The sequence below is a fragment of the Pseudomonas sp. EA_105y_Pfl2_R69 genome, from assembly GCF_963970915.1.
GTDB lineage: Bacteria > Pseudomonadota > Gammaproteobacteria > Pseudomonadales > Pseudomonadaceae > Aquipseudomonas.
Map to the genome: position 1 here is coordinate 229,661 of NZ_CAXAOO010000001.1, position 15,074 is coordinate 244,734.

At 65.1% G+C, this 15,074-nt stretch carries 16 protein-coding genes; 6 read left to right on the top strand and 10 right to left on the bottom strand.

What is annotated here, in order from left to right; all coding sequences use genetic code 11:
• Positions 1-83 precede the first annotated feature (83 nt).
• Positions 84-971 carry an Hsp33 family molecular chaperone HslO gene (gene hslO / locus AACY13_RS00965; protein WP_339458474.1) on the top strand — a complete coding sequence of 296 codons (888 nt, stop codon included), beginning with the start codon at positions 84-86 and terminating at the stop codon, positions 969-971.
• A gap of 161 nt (positions 972-1,132) precedes the next feature.
• Positions 1,133-2,674 carry a phosphoenolpyruvate carboxykinase gene (locus tag AACY13_RS00970; protein ID WP_339458477.1) on the top strand — a complete coding sequence of 514 codons (1,542 nt, stop codon included), beginning with the start codon at positions 1,133-1,135 and terminating at the stop codon, positions 2,672-2,674.
• An 855-nt stretch (positions 2,675-3,529) separates the two neighbouring features.
• Here the strand turns inward: AACY13_RS00970 and AACY13_RS00975 are convergent.
• The 3 genes from AACY13_RS00975 to AACY13_RS00985 all read right to left on the bottom strand — a co-directional run bounded on the left by AACY13_RS00975 (position 3,530) and on the right by AACY13_RS00985 (position 5,928).
• The gene (locus AACY13_RS00975; protein WP_339458479.1) at positions 3,530-4,345 is read right to left on the bottom strand and encodes a hypothetical protein; all 816 of its coding nucleotides are present in this window, start codon (positions 4,343-4,345) and stop codon (positions 3,530-3,532) included.
• A complete protein-coding gene (locus AACY13_RS00980) occupies positions 4,342-5,421 on the bottom strand; it encodes a flavin-containing monooxygenase (protein WP_339458481.1) in 1,080 nt (359 codons plus the stop codon). The genes AACY13_RS00975 and AACY13_RS00980 overlap by 4 nt, the downstream gene beginning before the upstream one ends.
• Before the next feature lie 156 nt (positions 5,422-5,577).
• Positions 5,578-5,928 (bottom strand): ArsR/SmtB family transcription factor, encoded by a 351-nt coding sequence (locus tag AACY13_RS00985; RefSeq protein ID WP_339458484.1) that lies wholly within the window; start codon positions 5,926-5,928, stop codon positions 5,578-5,580.
• A 122-nt stretch (positions 5,929-6,050) separates the two neighbouring features.
• Here AACY13_RS00985 and AACY13_RS00990 point away from each other — a divergent pair, with 122 nt between their 5' ends.
• Positions 6,051-7,982 (top strand): RecQ family ATP-dependent DNA helicase, encoded by a 1,932-nt coding sequence (locus tag AACY13_RS00990; RefSeq protein WP_339458486.1) that lies wholly within the window; start codon positions 6,051-6,053, stop codon positions 7,980-7,982.
• Between the two features lie 24 nt (positions 7,983-8,006).
• On the opposite strand, the gene AACY13_RS00995 is transcribed toward AACY13_RS00990, so the two are convergent.
• Positions 8,007-8,753, bottom strand: a complete 747-nt coding sequence (locus AACY13_RS00995) for an ArsR/SmtB family transcription factor (protein ID WP_339458489.1) — start codon at positions 8,751-8,753, stop codon at positions 8,007-8,009.
• A 73-nt stretch (positions 8,754-8,826) separates the two neighbouring features.
• Here AACY13_RS00995 and AACY13_RS01000 point away from each other — a divergent pair, with 73 nt between their 5' ends.
• On the top strand, positions 8,827-9,174 hold the full coding sequence (locus AACY13_RS01000; RefSeq protein ID WP_339458492.1) for an NIPSNAP family protein: 348 nt from the start codon (positions 8,827-8,829) through the stop codon (positions 9,172-9,174).
• Positions 9,171-9,521 (top strand): antibiotic biosynthesis monooxygenase family protein, encoded by a 351-nt coding sequence (locus AACY13_RS01005; RefSeq protein WP_339458495.1) that lies wholly within the window; start codon positions 9,171-9,173, stop codon positions 9,519-9,521. Before AACY13_RS01000 ends, AACY13_RS01005 begins: the two co-directional genes overlap by 4 nt.
• Before the next feature lie 36 nt (positions 9,522-9,557).
• Here the strand turns inward: AACY13_RS01005 and AACY13_RS01010 are convergent, their stop codons facing one another.
• From AACY13_RS01010 to AACY13_RS01030, 5 genes are read right to left on the bottom strand one after another with little or no spacing between them, the layout of a single operon-like run.
• On the bottom strand, positions 9,558-9,995 hold the full coding sequence (locus AACY13_RS01010) for a nucleoside deaminase (protein WP_339458497.1): 438 nt from the start codon (positions 9,993-9,995) through the stop codon (positions 9,558-9,560).
• A 39-nt stretch (positions 9,996-10,034) separates the two neighbouring features.
• Positions 10,035-10,652 carry an ABC-type transport auxiliary lipoprotein family protein gene (locus AACY13_RS01015; RefSeq protein WP_339458499.1) on the bottom strand — a complete coding sequence of 206 codons (618 nt, stop codon included), beginning with the start codon at positions 10,650-10,652 and terminating at the stop codon, positions 10,035-10,037.
• Positions 10,649-11,566: an MlaD family protein gene (locus AACY13_RS01020; RefSeq protein WP_339458501.1), complete on the bottom strand. Its 918-nt coding sequence runs from the start codon at positions 11,564-11,566 to the stop codon at positions 10,649-10,651. Before AACY13_RS01020 ends, AACY13_RS01015 begins: the two co-directional genes overlap by 4 nt.
• The gene (locus AACY13_RS01025; protein WP_339458504.1) at positions 11,567-12,355 is read right to left on the bottom strand and encodes an ABC transporter ATP-binding protein; all 789 of its coding nucleotides are present in this window, start codon (positions 12,353-12,355) and stop codon (positions 11,567-11,569) included.
• Positions 12,352-13,497: an MlaE family ABC transporter permease gene (locus tag AACY13_RS01030; RefSeq protein WP_339458506.1), complete on the bottom strand. Its 1,146-nt coding sequence runs from the start codon at positions 13,495-13,497 to the stop codon at positions 12,352-12,354. Before AACY13_RS01030 ends, AACY13_RS01025 begins: the two co-directional genes overlap by 4 nt.
• A 315-nt stretch (positions 13,498-13,812) precedes the next feature.
• Here AACY13_RS01030 and AACY13_RS01035 point away from each other — a divergent pair, with 315 nt between their 5' ends.
• Positions 13,813-14,154, top strand: a complete 342-nt coding sequence (locus AACY13_RS01035; protein WP_339458509.1) for a cupin domain-containing protein — start codon at positions 13,813-13,815, stop codon at positions 14,152-14,154.
• A 12-nt stretch (positions 14,155-14,166) separates the two neighbouring features.
• Here the strand turns inward: AACY13_RS01035 and AACY13_RS01040 are convergent, their stop codons facing one another.
• A complete protein-coding gene (locus AACY13_RS01040) occupies positions 14,167-14,820 on the bottom strand; it encodes a DUF3313 domain-containing protein (protein WP_339458510.1) in 654 nt (217 codons plus the stop codon).
• Positions 14,821-15,074 lie beyond the last annotated feature (254 nt).

Consider the following 15,074-nt stretch of genomic DNA (forward strand, 5'->3'; position numbering starts at 1 on the left):
CCGCGCCGATAGATAAGAGGCCCTTGGTCGGGCGGGCATTTGCGCCTAAAATCGCGGGCCGAGTCACATTCAGTGAAGTTGGCATGTCTGATTTTTCCCAACGCTTCTTATTCGACGACAGCGATATCCGTGGCGAGTTGGTCGGTCTGAGCGACAGCTACCACCACGTGCTGGCCAAACATAGCTACCCACAGCCGGTGGCCCAGCTGCTCGGCGAGCTGCTGGCGGCCGCCTCGCTGTTGATTGGCACCCTGAAATTCGAAGGCCTGCTGATACTCCAGGCGCGATCATCCGGTGCCGTGCCGCTGTTGATGGTCGAGTGCTCCAGCGCCGGCGAGCTGCGCGGTATTGCCCGCTATCACGCCGAGCAGGTCGGTGCCGCCGCCGCGCTGGGCGAGCTGATGCCCGATGGCGTGCTGGCCATCACCGTCGACCCCGAGTCCGGGCAGCGCTACCAGGGTATCGTCGACCTGCAGGGCACAACCCTGGCCGATTGCCTGACCAATTACTTCGAAACCTCCGAACAGCTGCCCACCCGCTTCTGGCTTTGCGCCGATGGCCAGCGCGCCCGCGGCCTGCTGCTGCAGCAGCTACCGGCCGATCGCCTGAAGGAGCCGGAGGAGCGCGAAGCCAGCTGGCAGCACGCTATCGCCCTGGCCAACACCCTGCAGGCTGAAGAGCTGCTCGGCCTGGATAACCAGACCCTGCTGCACCGCCTCTATCACGAAGAGCCGCTGCGCCTGTTCGATCCGCGGGCCCTGCAGTTCCGCTGCAGCTGTTCCCGGGAGCGCTCGGCCAGGGCCTTGATCAGCCTGGGCCAGGCCGACGCCGAAGCCCTGGTGCAGGAGCACGGCGGTACGGTGGAAATCGACTGCGAGTTCTGCAACGAACGCTACCTTTTCGATGCCGCCGATGTGCTGCAGCTGTTTATCGACGGCAGCACGGAGGCACCTTCGGATACCCGCCACTGAGGCAAATTGTCACAAGCCGCGCCGAATTGATCTGATCGGAGGCTGCACCCGCAGTCGAGTTTTTCTGGCATAATCCGGCGCACTTTTTTCGCTGTAGTAGTGCTGTCATTTCTACTACAAAACGTTCGGAAGACTCGGCCGCCTGGCCGACGGGGACCCCCATGACGCAAGCCAACAACGCCGTGTACACCGACATCAGCGCAGCACAACTGGTCGAAGAAGCCATCCGCCGCGGTGAGGGCGAGCTGGCCGCCAGCGGTGCCCTGGTCGTACGTACCGGCCACCGCACTGGTCGTTCGCCGGCGGATCGCTTTATCGTGCAAGAGCCGAGCACCGAGGCGAAAATCGCCTGGGGCCCGATCAACCGTCCGTTCCCCGCCGACAAGTTCGATGCCCTGTGGGATCGCGTCGAGGCATTCAGCCAGGATCAGGACCGCTTCGTTTCCCACGTCCATGTAGGCTCCGCCGAAGAACACTACCTGGCGGTCAAGATGACCACCGCCACGGCCTGGCAGAACCTGTTCGGCCGCCAGCTGTTCATCAACCCGCCGGCCTACAACCCGGCCGGCAAGGACGAGTGGCAAGTGCTCAACGTGGCCAACTTCGAGTGCTCCCCTGAGCGTGATGGCACCAACTCCGACGGCTGCGTGATCATCAACTTCGCCGCCAAGAAGGTTCTCCTGGCCGGCATGCGCTACGCCGGTGAAATGAAGAAGGCGATGTTCTCGGTGCAGAACTTCCTGCTCCCGGAAAAAGACGTGCTGCCCATGCACTGCGCCGCCAACATCGGCGAAGAGGGCGACGTGACCCTGTTCTTCGGCCTGTCCGGCACCGGCAAGACCACCCTGTCGGCCGACGAGTCGCGCTACCTGATCGGCGATGACGAGCACGGCTGGGGCGAAGGCGTGGTGTTCAACATCGAAGGCGGTTGCTATGCCAAGTGCATCGACCTGTCCGAGAAGAACGAGCCGGTGATCTGGAAAGCCATCCAGTTCGGTACCGTGCTGGAAAACGTCGTCCTCAACGAGGAGCGCGTACCGGATTACACCGATGACAGCCTGACCCAGAACAGCCGCGCCGCCTACCCGCTGGAGTTCGTCGAGAAGCGTAGCGAGAAGAACCTCGGCGGCGAGCCCAACGCGGTGATCTTCCTTACCTGCGACCTGACCGGCGTGCTGCCACCGGTGTCGATCCTCAACGAAGAGCAGGCGGCCTACCACTTCCTCTCCGGCTACACCGCCCTGGTCGGTTCCACCGAGATGGGCAGCGGCAGCGGCATCAAGTCGACCTTCTCCACCTGCTTCGGCGCACCGTTCTTCCCGCGTCCGGCTGGCGAGTACGCCGAGCTGCTGATCAAGCGCATCCGCGGCTTCAACTCCAAGGTCTACCTGGTCAACACCGGCTGGACCGGCGGTGGCTACGGCGTCGGCAAGCGCTTCAACATCCCCACCACCCGTGGCGTGATCGCGGCGATCCAGAGCGGCGCGCTGATCGGCACCGAGACCGAGCAGCTGCCGATCATCAACCTGAGCGTGCCGAAGTCGGTACCGGGCGTGGAAACCAACCTGCTCAACCCGCGCAACACCTGGGCAGACCAGAACGCCTACGACGAAGCCGCCAAGACCCTGGCCAAGCTGTTTATCGACAACTTCCAGAAGTTCGACGTCAGCGCTGCCATCAAGGATGCCGGCCCGCAACTCTAAGCTGTAACCGTCGCGTTGAAAAAACCGCCTTAATTGGCGGTTTTTTTATGCATGGAAATCACCGCGCTAACCTGTGGGAGGCGCTTTAGCAGGCTGTTGAAAAACTACCTGCGTTGGCAATACTGCGTTAAAAGCGGCCTCGGAATGCTCATGTACAGCTCGTACACTCCGCTTCCTTGGCCGCTTTTGCCTTGTCTTGCCTGCCTCGCCTACGTTTTTCAACGGCCTGTTAGCGACGGGCTTCTAAGGAGCTGTCGCGGCTAAAGCCCCTCCCACGATGCTCTGTGGTGCAGTAAGAAACGGAAAAGCCGCCCTGAGGCGGCTTTGGGTGCGTATCTGCGAACAGATCGGGCACGTTTTTCGCGTTGCATTGCAATCCAGCTCGGGTGGCCGCTCAGCACGGCCTCGGGTGTTGCCTGTGTGGCTGGCTCGGGCCACAGACTTAACGGGTTGGCAACTCAGGCGATTTCCAGTGCCTCTGCCTTGGCGACTGTCGACTTCAGCATGGCTGGCTACTGCCAGATAGTTGTCGATATGTCACGGGCGGCCGCTGGCGCTTTCGAGTTGTATGGCGGCGTTAGGTCTAGTGTTTGGCACAGCTCACGGCGAACTTGAGTACGACCAAACCGATCATCTATCGGCCCGCTGTTCGCGGCAGCTACTCCGGGGTAGACCGGGGTCTTTGCTGCGCGGCCATCTGGCCTAGTGAGCGATCTAGTGGGTAACCGGCAAGCTGCCGTTGAAACCGCATGGCTGCATACTCATCTCCTTATGTCGCCAGCAATGAATTTAATGTACTCCAGTGTCTCGGGGTCTGTTAGTCGGATTGGTAATAGCCGGCGTGCTGCTAGGAAGTTAATCCTCGATGGGCTGCCGCAGCCCGTGGCGGTAGCACAGCAGGCCAAGCAGGGCTGCGGCGTACATCGGCACGCCGAAGGCGGTGATGGCCAGCAGCACCTCACCCGGTTCCGGCAGCACCCGGGTCAGCAGAATGGCACCGCCGAGGTTGCGCACCAGCAGGAGCAGTTGCGGATTGCCTTCATGCACCCGCTGTCGGCCCAGGCTGGCCGCCAGTAACAGGCCGACCAGTAGGCTGGCGGCCACCAGCAGTTCGACCTGGACGACGAGGCGCGGCAGGGTCTGTTGAGCGATCAGGGCAATCAGGCCGATGACCGCCACCCCGGCCACCCGTTCCAGTGGCGCTGCCAGCCGGCGGCCGAGATCTGGCCGCCAGCGTAGCAGGCCCCGGCCAAGGACATAGGGCAGGGCCTGGCCCAGCAAGCCAAGCAGGAGGACCTTGCCCAGCAGGGGCATCTGCGCCGCCGATCCCAGGGTGACGGCCACCAGCAAGAACATCAGCGGCACTGCCAGCAGGCTGCTGCCAATCACCAGCCGCGCGGCCTGCTGCGCATCGCCGCCGGCCAGGCGATGCAGGGCGGCACCCGACGTGCCGAAGCCGGCCGCAATGCACAGGGCCAGGCCCAGCAGGTGTGGCGGTGCGAGCCCCAGCCCGGCCAGCGCGAGCAGACCCAGCCCCGGCAACAGATAGCCCAGCAGCGTGGCGACGAGCCAGCCGCCGGAGCGCGTCAGTGTCGCGGGGGCGTTGAGCGCCAGGCTGAACATCACCAGCCAGGCGCTGCCCAGGGCGAGCAGATCCAGCGCGGCGTTCACGCCAGACCCTGCAGTGCGTGCCTCTGCGTCCGTCGCAGGTGGGTGAGCACGGCGGGCAGCAGGTGTGCGGCGTCGGGGCCGACCCCGCGCAGGGTGGCCGAGGCGAAGTTGCGCTGCCTCGGCAGGCCGACGAAGAACAGCCCCTGCACCTGGCTGGCGCGGCCGTTGCGCTGCAGCACCTGGCCCTGTCGATCCTGTACGGGCAAGCCGGCAAGGAAGGCCAGATTGGGCCTGAAACCGGTGGCGAAGAGCAGCGTATCGATTGGTTCGCGGCTGCCGTCTGCCCAGATCACGGCATCGGACTCGACCCGCTGGAACAGCGTGCGCTGTCGGTAGCGGCCCGCCAGCAGGGCGCGTTTATAGCTGCCGTCGTCCAGCACCGGGGTGCTCTGGTCACTGAGCCAGCGGGTGCGCTCCAGCCCGCTCCAGTGCAGCCAGGCATGAAAGTCGATGCCGAGCAGGCGCTGGGGGAAGAAGCGCACCTTTTCCCGGGTAGCCAGGGTCACCTCGGCCACCGCGGCCAGTTCGTGGGCGATCTGCACCGCCGAGTTGGCCGCGCCGACCACCACCACGCGCTGGCCGGCGAAGGCCTCGGGCGTGCGGTAGGCGCTGCTGTGCAGCAGGGTGCCGGTGAAGTCCGCGAGTCCGGCGCAGTCCGGTATATGGGGCTGGTTGAAGGCCCCGGAGGCCACCACCAGGGCCTCGCAGCGGTAGTCCAGGCCATCCGCGCCGTGCAACTTGAAGCCCGCGCCCTGGCGGCTGACCCCCTCGATTCGGCTGTTGTAGCGGATCGGCAGCTGGAAGTGCGCGGCGTACTGTTCCAGGTAGTCCACCACCTCATCGCGCCGCGGGTAGTGCCCGGGGCTGGTGGGGAAGGGCAGGCCCGGCAGGGCGGAGTAGGCCGCCGGGGAGAACAGCCTGAGGCTGTCGTAGTAATGCCGCCAGTTGCCGCCCGGGCGTTCGCCGGCTTCGACGATCAGAAAATCCACGCCCTGGCGCTGCAGGTGCCAGCCCATGGCCAATCCGGCCTGGCCGGCCCCTATGACGATCACCGTGTGTTGTCTGGAAGTATTCATATATGCGCACCTATGCACGTATTTGGGTTTAAAAAAATTGCCGAAAGCAATTCTTAACGTCGCGTAGCGACGGCTCAGCGGTTGGCCGCCAGGGCTGGCGGGCCAGAAAAAATGCGGTCGTGACCGCGTTAACGCAGGTAGTTTTTCAACAGCCTGTTAATCGGGTGCGCCGGGACAGCAGTAGGGGGCGATGGCCTTGCATTGCTGCAGTATGGCTTCCAGGCGGCTGACAATAGCCGGACCGTCGACCTCGTAGAAAACCTGGCGACCCTCCTTGGCGGTGCGCAGAATGCCGGCATCCAGCAGGGTCTGCAGGTGGCGTGAAACCACCGAGCGCTCCTGGGGCAGGTCGGCGGCGATCTCGCTGATATCGGCGCGGCCCAGCAGCATCACGCGTTTGAGCACGCCGATCCGAGAGGGCTCGCAGAGGGCCTTGAAGAAGGTGCTGTCGAAGGTGGCGATGGCGGCTTCGACGGCTTGCTGTTTGCGGGGTATCGGGTTGTCCATGGTTGGTAAGTTATGTGCATATGTGTGCACGTGTCAATTGCGATTTTCCGGCGCTGCCCCCCAGGGGTTGCCGTGCCGCCTACAATGCGGCTTCAGAACCTGTACAAACCAAGGAATGCCTTATGTACCAGCAGAGTCTCGCCGCGGTGTTCGGCTTTCAGCAATTGCGCCCCGGCCAGCAGCGGGTGGTCGAGGCCGTGCTGGCCGGACGTTCGGCGGCGGCGATCTTTCCCACCGGTTCGGGCAAGTCGCTGTGCTATCAGCTGCCGGCCCTGCACTTGCCGCACCTGTGCCTGGTGGTGTCGCCGCTGCTGGCGCTGATGCAGGACCAGCTGGCCTTTCTGCATGCCCGTGGCATCAGCGCGGCCAGTATCGATTCGGCGCAGAGCCGCGAGGATGCCAGTGCGGTAATGGCCCGGGCGAAATCCGGCGAGCTGAAGATTCTGATGATCTCGGTGGAGCGCCTGAAGAACGAGCGCTTTCGCAACTTTATCGCCCAGGTGCCGATCTCCCTGCTGGTGATCGACGAGGCCCACTGCATCTCCGAGTGGGGGCACAACTTCCGCCCCGATTACCTCAAGCTGCCGGACTACCAGCGCCAGTTCCGCATTCCCCAGGTGCTGCTGCTGACCGCCACGGCCACGCCGCCGGTGATTGCCGATATGCAGAAGAAATTCGCCATCGCCGCCGCTGATGTGGTCACCACCGGCTTCTACCGGAGCAATCTGAACCTGCTGGTGGAGCCGGTCGGCGGGGCCGACAAGCAGCGCCGCCTGATCGAGTGGCTGGGAGCCAAGGCCGGGCAGCCGAGCATCGTCTATGTGACCCAGCAGAAGACTGCCGAACAGGTGGCCGAACGCCTGAGCCAGCGCGGCATCGCCGCCAGCGCCTATCATGCCGGCATGGCCCATGAGGCACGCGAGGCGATCCAGCGCCAGTTTATGGCGGGGCGGATTAACTGCATCGTCGCCACCATCGCCTTCGGCATGGGCATCGACAAGGCGGATATCCGCAATGTGGTGCATTTCGATCTGCCCAAGTCCATCGAGAACTACAGCCAGGAAATCGGCCGCGCCGGCCGTGACGGGCAGCCGTCCGACTGCCTGGTGCTGGCCAACCGCGACAGCCTCAGCCTGCTGGAGAACTTCGTCTACGGCGATACGCCGGAGCTGGAGGGCATTCGCTGTGTGCTGGATAAGCTGCTGAGTGAGAGTGAGAACGGCGAATGGGAGCTGATGCTTAACCAGCTTTCCGAACAGAGCAATATCCGCCAGCTACCGCTCAAGACCCTGCTGGTGCAGCTGGAATTACGCGGCATCATCGCTCCGCGTTACGCCTATTTCGCCGAATATCGCTTCAAGTACCTGCTGGAGTCCGAGGCGCTGGTCGCCAGGTTCGACGGCGAGCGGCGGCAGTTCGTCGAGGCGTTGATCGCCACCTCGCAGCGCGCCCGCACCTGGTGCACGGTGGATTTCGACCTGCTCTACCAGCAGCACCAGGCCGAGCGCAGTCGGGTGATCAAGGCCCTGGACTACTTTCAGGAAAAGGGCTGGGTCGAGCTGGAAAGCAAGCAGATGACCGAGGTCTATGCGCTGCTCGACCCGGGGTTTGATCCGCTCGCCCTGAGCGCCGAACTGCATGGATATTTCAGCCAGCAGGAGGCCAGCGAGATCCGCCGGATTCACGCCATGCTCGCCCTGTTCGCCAGCGAGCAGTGCCTGAGCCAGCGCCTGGCCGCCTATTTCGGCGATGCCAACGCGCCGCAGCAGTGCGGCCATTGCTCGGTGTGCCTGGGGCACGTCGCCCATCTGCCAGCGCCGCCGACCTTGCCGGCGCTGGCGAACAAGGATCGGCACAGCCTGTGCGACGGCTTTATGCGCAAATATCAGGAGCTTAAAGGCGGCGAGCCCAGCGCCGAATGCCTGACGCGCTTTCTCTGCGGCATCAGCGTGCCGTTGTTTACCAGGCTCAAGGCCCGCCAGCTCAACGGTTTCGCCGCCCTTGAGGAGTATCCCTATGCCGAGGTGCGCGAGTGGCTCAGGGTGCAGGTCTGAGCCGCGGGGTGAGTGCGGCAGCGGCTAGCGCGCGAGTGCATCCGGCGCAGTGGTTGCAGTCTCTGCGGGGCGGCTGAGCGGCTCGCCAGGCGACGCTTGGAACCAGGCGCGGAATGACCGCTCCCCGACCGTGGTGAACGCCACCACGCGCGAGTCGTCCACGCACCTGGCCCAGCCAAGTTCCTGGATACGCACAAACAGCGCGGCACCGAGCGCGCCGGCCAGATGATGGCGGCGTTCGCTCCAGTCCAGGCAGGCCCGGCAGAATGAACGACGTTGCAGCGCCAGGGCATCGGGGTCGATACCGATCTGGCGAAACCACTGTCGCCCGCTGTGGGTCAGCGCTGGCCCGGCTTCCAGCTGTTGCAGCAGCTCGCGGCGCAGCAGCCCCTCGTAGGCCAGCACCCCCAGCTCCCCGGCCAGGTGGTCGTAGCAGACCCGTGCGCGGCGCAAGGCCAGGTCACGGGGGCCGGTGCGCGGCAGCGGCGGCCCGGCGTGCAAGGCGAGGCCCATCATCGACTCGAGCAGTTGCGCGATTTCCCGGCCAGCCAGGCGGAAGTAGCGATGCCGACCCTGCTGGTCGACGCTGAGCAGGCCGGCGTCGAGCAATTTGCCCAGGTGCGAGCTGATGGTCTGTTTGGTCACGCCGGCGATATCGGCCAGCTCGGTGGCGGTCAGCGCGCGATCGGCCATCAGCGCGGACAGCACCGCGGCACGGGCGTTGTCGCCGAGCAGGGCGGCGATACGGGTGATGTTGGGGCCTTCGATCATGGTTCGATCCTAGTCGAACCATAGGGCAGCGGCAATTGGCTAAGGTCTCTCCACCAGCCACAGGAGTGACCCCATGCAAATCACGTGTGTAATCCGCTATGAAATCGATCCGTTTCAGCGCGCCGCCTTCCAGGCGTATGCCGAGAACTGGGGGCGCATCATCCCACGCTGCGGCGGCCAGCTGCTTGGCTACTTCCTGCCGTATGAGGGGAGCAACCATGTGGCCTGGGGCTTGATCGGCTTTGCCAGCCTGGCCGCCTACGAGGCCTATCGCGCACGGCTCAAGAATGATCCCGAGGGGCGCGCCAACTTCGCCATGGCCCAGCAGATGCGTTTTATCCTGCGTGAGGAGCGTTCCTTCGTCGAGGGCGTCGAAGGCACCCTGGGCCTCCAGCCTGGTTGCGCGGGGGTTGCAGCATGATCGCGGTGATCTTCGAGGTGCAGCCCCGGGCAGGGCGGGAGTCGGAGTACCTGGACACGGCGGCGGCGCTACGCGAGCAACTCGAACAGGTGGATGGTTTTATCTCGGTGGAGCGCTTTGCCAGCCTCTCCCAGCCGGGCAAGCTGCTGTCGTTATCCTTCTGGCGGGACGAGGCGGCGGTCAAGCGCTGGCGCACCCTGGAGGTGCACCGCCAGGCTCAGGCGGCCGGGCGTGGCGGGGTGTTCGCCGACTACCGGCTGCGGGTGGCCGAGGTGGTGCGCGACTATGGCCTGCACGAGCGCGAACAGGCACCGAGCGACTCGCGCCAGGTGCATGGCTCGCTGTAGACGCCAGGCGCTGCCGTCACGCGGCCCTGGTTGGGTCTACTCGCCGATGTCCTCGTTCCACAGCGTCGGCTGGGCGGCGATAAAGCCCTGCATCAGGTGCAGGCATTCGCCGTTGTGCAGCACGTCGAGTTGCACGCCGCGTTCGCGCAGCAGCGCTTCTTCGCCGAGGAAGCTCTGGTTCTCGCCGATGATCACCCTGGGGATGCCGTACAGCAGGATCGCCCCGCTGCACATGGCGCAGGGCGAGAGGGTGGTGTAGAGCACCGACTCGCGGTAGGTCTGTGCGCTTTGCCGGCCGGCGTTTTCCAGGGCGTCCATCTCGCCATGGCGGATGGCGCTGCCCTGTTGCACCCGGCGGTTGTGGCCGCGACCGATAATCTGGCCCTTGTGCACCAGTACCGAGCCGATCGGGATGCCGCCTGCGGCCAGGCCCTGGCGGGCTTCGTCGATGGCGGCCTGCATAAATATGTCCATGCTCGCTGCTCCTTGTGCGGTTTGGTCAAGTCTGTGGCGTTATGGTGCGCGGGAGGCCTGGCCGCGCGCCAGGGTCCAGTCCAGCAGCTCGCGGGTCAGCTGGTCGCCGGCCTGGCCGAAGGCGTTGACCACCGCCGCCACCGAGCTGTCGCTGGCCGTCTGGCTGATGTCGAAGCGGCGGCTGGCGAGGATGCGCAGGCTGCCGCTCTGCACCAGGCGGACCTCCAGCAGGATTCGCGCCACTGGGCGACCGTCCTGGTATTCGCTGTGGAACACGCGCAGGTCGCTGTCCAGCTCCAGATCGGCGTGCAGGCGGTTTGCATCGCTGCTGATGGCGGCGATCCGACCGTCGTCGATAAAGCCGGCGATCAGCCGGTCGCGCAGCAGCAGCGGTGCGCGGTCGCTCCAGCGCACGCCCTGGTAGACGTTGAGCTGATCCCCCGGCGGCAGCACGGCGATGCGTGTGCTGTCGAGCAACTGGCTGCTGTAGGGCGTGTTCACCCGCAGGGCCCAGTCGCTGCGCGGGCCGGCGCTCTGTTCGGGCAGGGCGCTGGCCGGCAGGCGGTAGATGCTCAGCACCGGGCTCTTCGGCAGGATCGAGCAGGCACCGAGCAGACCGGCCAGCAGCAGAACGGCGAGGGGGCGAAGGCGACTCATGGTTGAAACTCCTTGATGCTGTCGCTGCGCAGCAGGTAACCGGCCGGATCTTCCTCCAGGCGGCGGGAAAAGGAGCGCAGGGCGCTGAGGGTTTCGCGCAGCTCGATAATGGTCGGGCCGAGTTCGCCGAGGCCCTGCAGGCTGCCATCGAGGGCCTCGCGGTTGTCGCTCAGCAGGCTCTCGATCGTGACGCTGCTGCGTTCCAGGGAGGCCATCAGGCGGTTGGCGTTATCGACCGCTGCACGGCCCTGGCCGTTGATCAGCTGGTTGGCGTTGCGCATCAGCTCGGCGGCCTCGCGGCTGGCCAGGCTCATCTGCTGCAGGGCCTGGCGCAGTTCGTCGCGCTGTTCGGCGACGCTGGCGCTGGTCTGTTCGATATGTTCCAGGGTGCGCCCGATGCTTTTCACGTTGTCCCGGGAGAACAGCTGGTTGGCGCGGTTGAGCAGGCGGGTGACGCTGATCACCAGGTCCTCGCCGTTGGCCATCAGTCTTGAGAGCGGCGAGCGGTCGGCGATGATCTGCGCCAGCTGCCCGCCCTTGCCTCTGAGCAGCGGGCTGTCCGGGGTGCCGCTGTGCAGCTGGATCAGTGCCGCGCCGGTAATCCCGGTGATCGACAGGCGTGCGCGGGTGTCCTCCTTGATCGGCGTGTTGGCGTTGACGCGGATATGCGCATGGACCTTGCGCGGGTCGTTGACGTCCAGGGTCAGGCTGATCACATCGCCGACCTTGATCCCGCTGTACTGCACCGCACTGCCCTGGGACAGGCCGCTGACCGCTTCGTTGAAGATCACCTCGTAGTGCTTGAATTCCTTGTCCGAGTTGGATTTGCCCAGCCACAGGGCGAAGCCCAGGGCGGCAGCGACCATCAGCACGGTAAACAGGCCAATCAACACATGATGGGCACGGGGCTCCATTTAAACGCTCCCTGGCTCGCGGGTGGCGGCCTGTGCGGCGGCGCGTCCACGCGGGCCGTTGAAGTAGTCGTGAATCCAAGAGTTGTCGGTGGCGGCCACCACGTCCAGGCGGTCGGCCACCAGCACGCGTTTTTCCGCCAGCACCGCGACCCGGTCGCAGATGGTGTAGAGGGTGTCCAGATCGTGGGTGACCAGAAATACGCTGAGGCCCAGGGCGTCGCGCAGGGTCAGGATCAACTGGTCGAAGGCCGCCGCGCCGATCGGGTCGAGGCCGGCGGTGGGTTCATCGAGAAACAGGATCTCCGGCTCCAGGGCCAGGGCGCGCCCCAGGGCGGCGCGCTTGATCATGCCGCCGGACAGTTCGCTGGGATACTTGTCGCCGGCCTCCCGTGGCAGGCCGACCAGGGCCAGTTTGACCAGGGCCAGGCGCTCGGCGGCGGCACGCTTGAGCCCGGCGTGTTCGATCAGCGGCAGGGCGATGTTCTCCGTCACCGTCAGCGAGGAAAACAGCGCACCGCGCTGGTAAAGCACGCCGAAGCGCCGCTCCAGTTGCGAGCGCTGCTGCGGGGGCAGCTCCAGCAGCGTCTCGCCGAACACCTGCACGCTGCCGGAGTTGGCCCGGCGCAGGCCGAGAATACTGCGCAGCAGCACCGACTTGCCGGTGCCCGAGCCGCCGACCACGCCCAGCACTTCGCCACGGTACAGGTCCAGATTCAGGTCCTGGTGCACGGTCTGCGCGCCGAAGCGGTTGACCAGTTCGCGCACCTCGATGATCGCCTCGCCGCTCACCAGCCCATCTCCATCAGGAACAGCGCCGCCACCGCATCCAGCAGGATCACCACGAAGATCGACTGGACCACGCTGGAGGTGGTGCGCTCGCCCACCGACTGGGCGCTGCCGGTGACCTTGAAGCCCTCCAGGCAACCGATCACGGCGATCAGAAAGGCAAATATCGGGGCCTTGGCCATGCCCACCAGAAAGTGCTTGAGGGCGATATTCTCCTGCAGCATGGCCAGGTACATGGTCGGCGAGATGTCCAGGCTCAGGGCGCAGACCATCGCGCCGCCGAGGATGCCGCTGAGCATGGCGATAAAGGTCAGGATCGGCAGGGCGATCAGCATGGCGAACACCCGCGGCAATACCAGCAGCTCCAGCGGGTCGAGGCCCAGGGTGCGGATCGCGTCGATCTCCTCGTTGGCCTTCATCGAGCCGATCTGCGCGGTAAAGGCGCTGGCCGTGCGTCCGGCCATCAGGATGGCGGTGAGCAGCACGCCGAACTCGCGCAGAAAGGAGAAGGCCACCAGGTCGACGGTGTAAATGCTCGCGCCGAAGTCGGCGAGGATGGTCGCCCCGAGAAAGGCCACCACCGCACCGACCAGAAAGGTCAGCAGGGCGACGATGGGCACGGCGTTCAGCCCGCTCTGCTCCAGGTGGGCGACCAGCGAGGTCATGCGCCAGCGTCCGGGGCGCAGGAGGATTTTCAGCATGGTGCTCAGGGTCAGGCCGATAAAGCCCAGCAGCGCCACGCATTGCCGATAGAGGTCATCCACCGCCTGGCCGATATGGCCGAGCATCTCGCGCCAGGTGGCTACCCGCTTGGCCGGCAGCAGCTGGCCCGCCTCGGCGATGGCGTTGCCCACGGTCTGCAGCAGGGCGCGGCGTTCGGCGGCCAGGCCCGGTGCCTGGGTGGCCAGCTCGGTCAGACGCTGGCTGCCGAGCAGCTCCACCAGCAGCGCCGCGCCGGTGGTATCCAGCGCGCCCAAGGCCTGCAGATCGATCTCGGCATCGCCGCCGAGACTGTCGCGCAGGGCCAGTACCTCGGTCTCCAGGCGGGCGTAATGGGCCAGCGTCCAGTCACCGCCGATGCGCAGGCCAGAAGACGCATCCGTGCGGCTGGGGTCGAGCGGCGAGATATAGGGAGCTGTACTCATGGCCACAGCTTAACAGTCCGTTGAAAAACTACCTACGTTGCCGATACGGCGTTAAAAACAGGCTCGGAATGCTCATTTACAACTCGTAAACTCCGCTTCCTCGCCTGTTTTTGCCTTGTCTCGGCTGCCTCGCCTACGCTTTTCAACGGCCTGTCAACCTCCCGACGTGCGCGCGCCCAGCGTGCCGTGATGCGGGCCATTTGAGAGGCAAGGCGCTGGCGCTTCCAGGCAGTTGGAAGTCGAGTCCAGACCCCTGAGCATGGTGCTGGCGGCCTAGACTTGCGCGGGCCATTCCACTCATTTTTCGGAGTCACCATGGGTCCTATTACCGTACTGCGCGACACCCAGCCGCTGCCCCTGCTCGATGCCTGCAAGTGGACCCGGCTTGCCGGCGAGCCACACACCGTCAACCTCAATGCCTACACCTCGGAAGACGGCAGCAAGATCATGGGCACCTGGATCTGCACCCCGGGCAAATGGCAGGTGGCCTACGAGAAGTGGGAGTACTGCCACTTCCAGGAGGGCTACTGCATCATCACCCCCGAAGGCCAGGAGCCGATTCACCTCAGGGCCGGCGATATCTTTATCGTCGAGCCGGGGATGAAGGGCACCTGGGAAGTGGTCGAGACCGTGCGCAAGTACTTCGTGTTTGCCTGAGCCCGCCCGGGCTCAGGGGTTGAAGGTGCGCGCATCCTTGGCCCAGCTGTCCAGCACCGGCTTGATATCCGCCAGGCGCAGTTGGGTGCTGTCGTTTTCCAGTTGCAGGCCATGGCCCTTGCGCACCACCCGTGCCATGGGCTGACTGGTGCGGCCGTCTATGGCCTCCAGTTCGATATAGATCTCGGTATTCAGGTCACGGGTGCCGGCTGCGGTACTGGCCGCCGCCGCCACCAGGGCGATGGGTATCACTTCGTAGACCTTGAGGCCCTCCACCGAGAGATTCACCGCACTGATTGCCGAGCGCAGCACCAGACTGTCCTGATCCGGCTGGTTGACGATGCGCAGGCGTCCGGCCAGCTCGCGCTGCATGGCCTGCTGCAGATAGACGGCGATGGCGTCCAGGGTCTGCTGGCTGACCTGGGCGCTGGGTTGCGGTGCGGGGTGGAACAGCGGCTTCTCGACGACGACCGAACGGTAGCGTTGCAGGTCCAGCTCTGGCGAGACCCAGCGCATCACCGGCGCACCGCTGGCCGACTGCGCCGGTTGTAGCTGCGAGTAATCGCCGAGAAATCCCGAGTACTGCGCCGGTTGGGTGGTGTTGCTGGCGCAGCCGCCGAGCAGTAATGCCGCAGCCAGACCGATGGTGAGAGGACGTAGAAACATAGAGGCACTTTCCTGCGCGGGTGAGGTCAGTTGACTGTAGCCCGTTCGCTGCGGGGCGCAGGCTTTCTATCGCGCCCCCAGCAGTCCTGCCGCGACCGGCCTGGGCATGGTTGCATGGGGCTTGCCCTGGCAGGTGGCTTGGGTTAAATCTTGTCTTCCCCGTTTCTGTAGAGGGGGGTGTTCTCGCGAAAGGATCTCGCCAATGACCAATAAACTCGTTATCGCCGCCGCATCGCTGTTGCTGTTCTGCTACA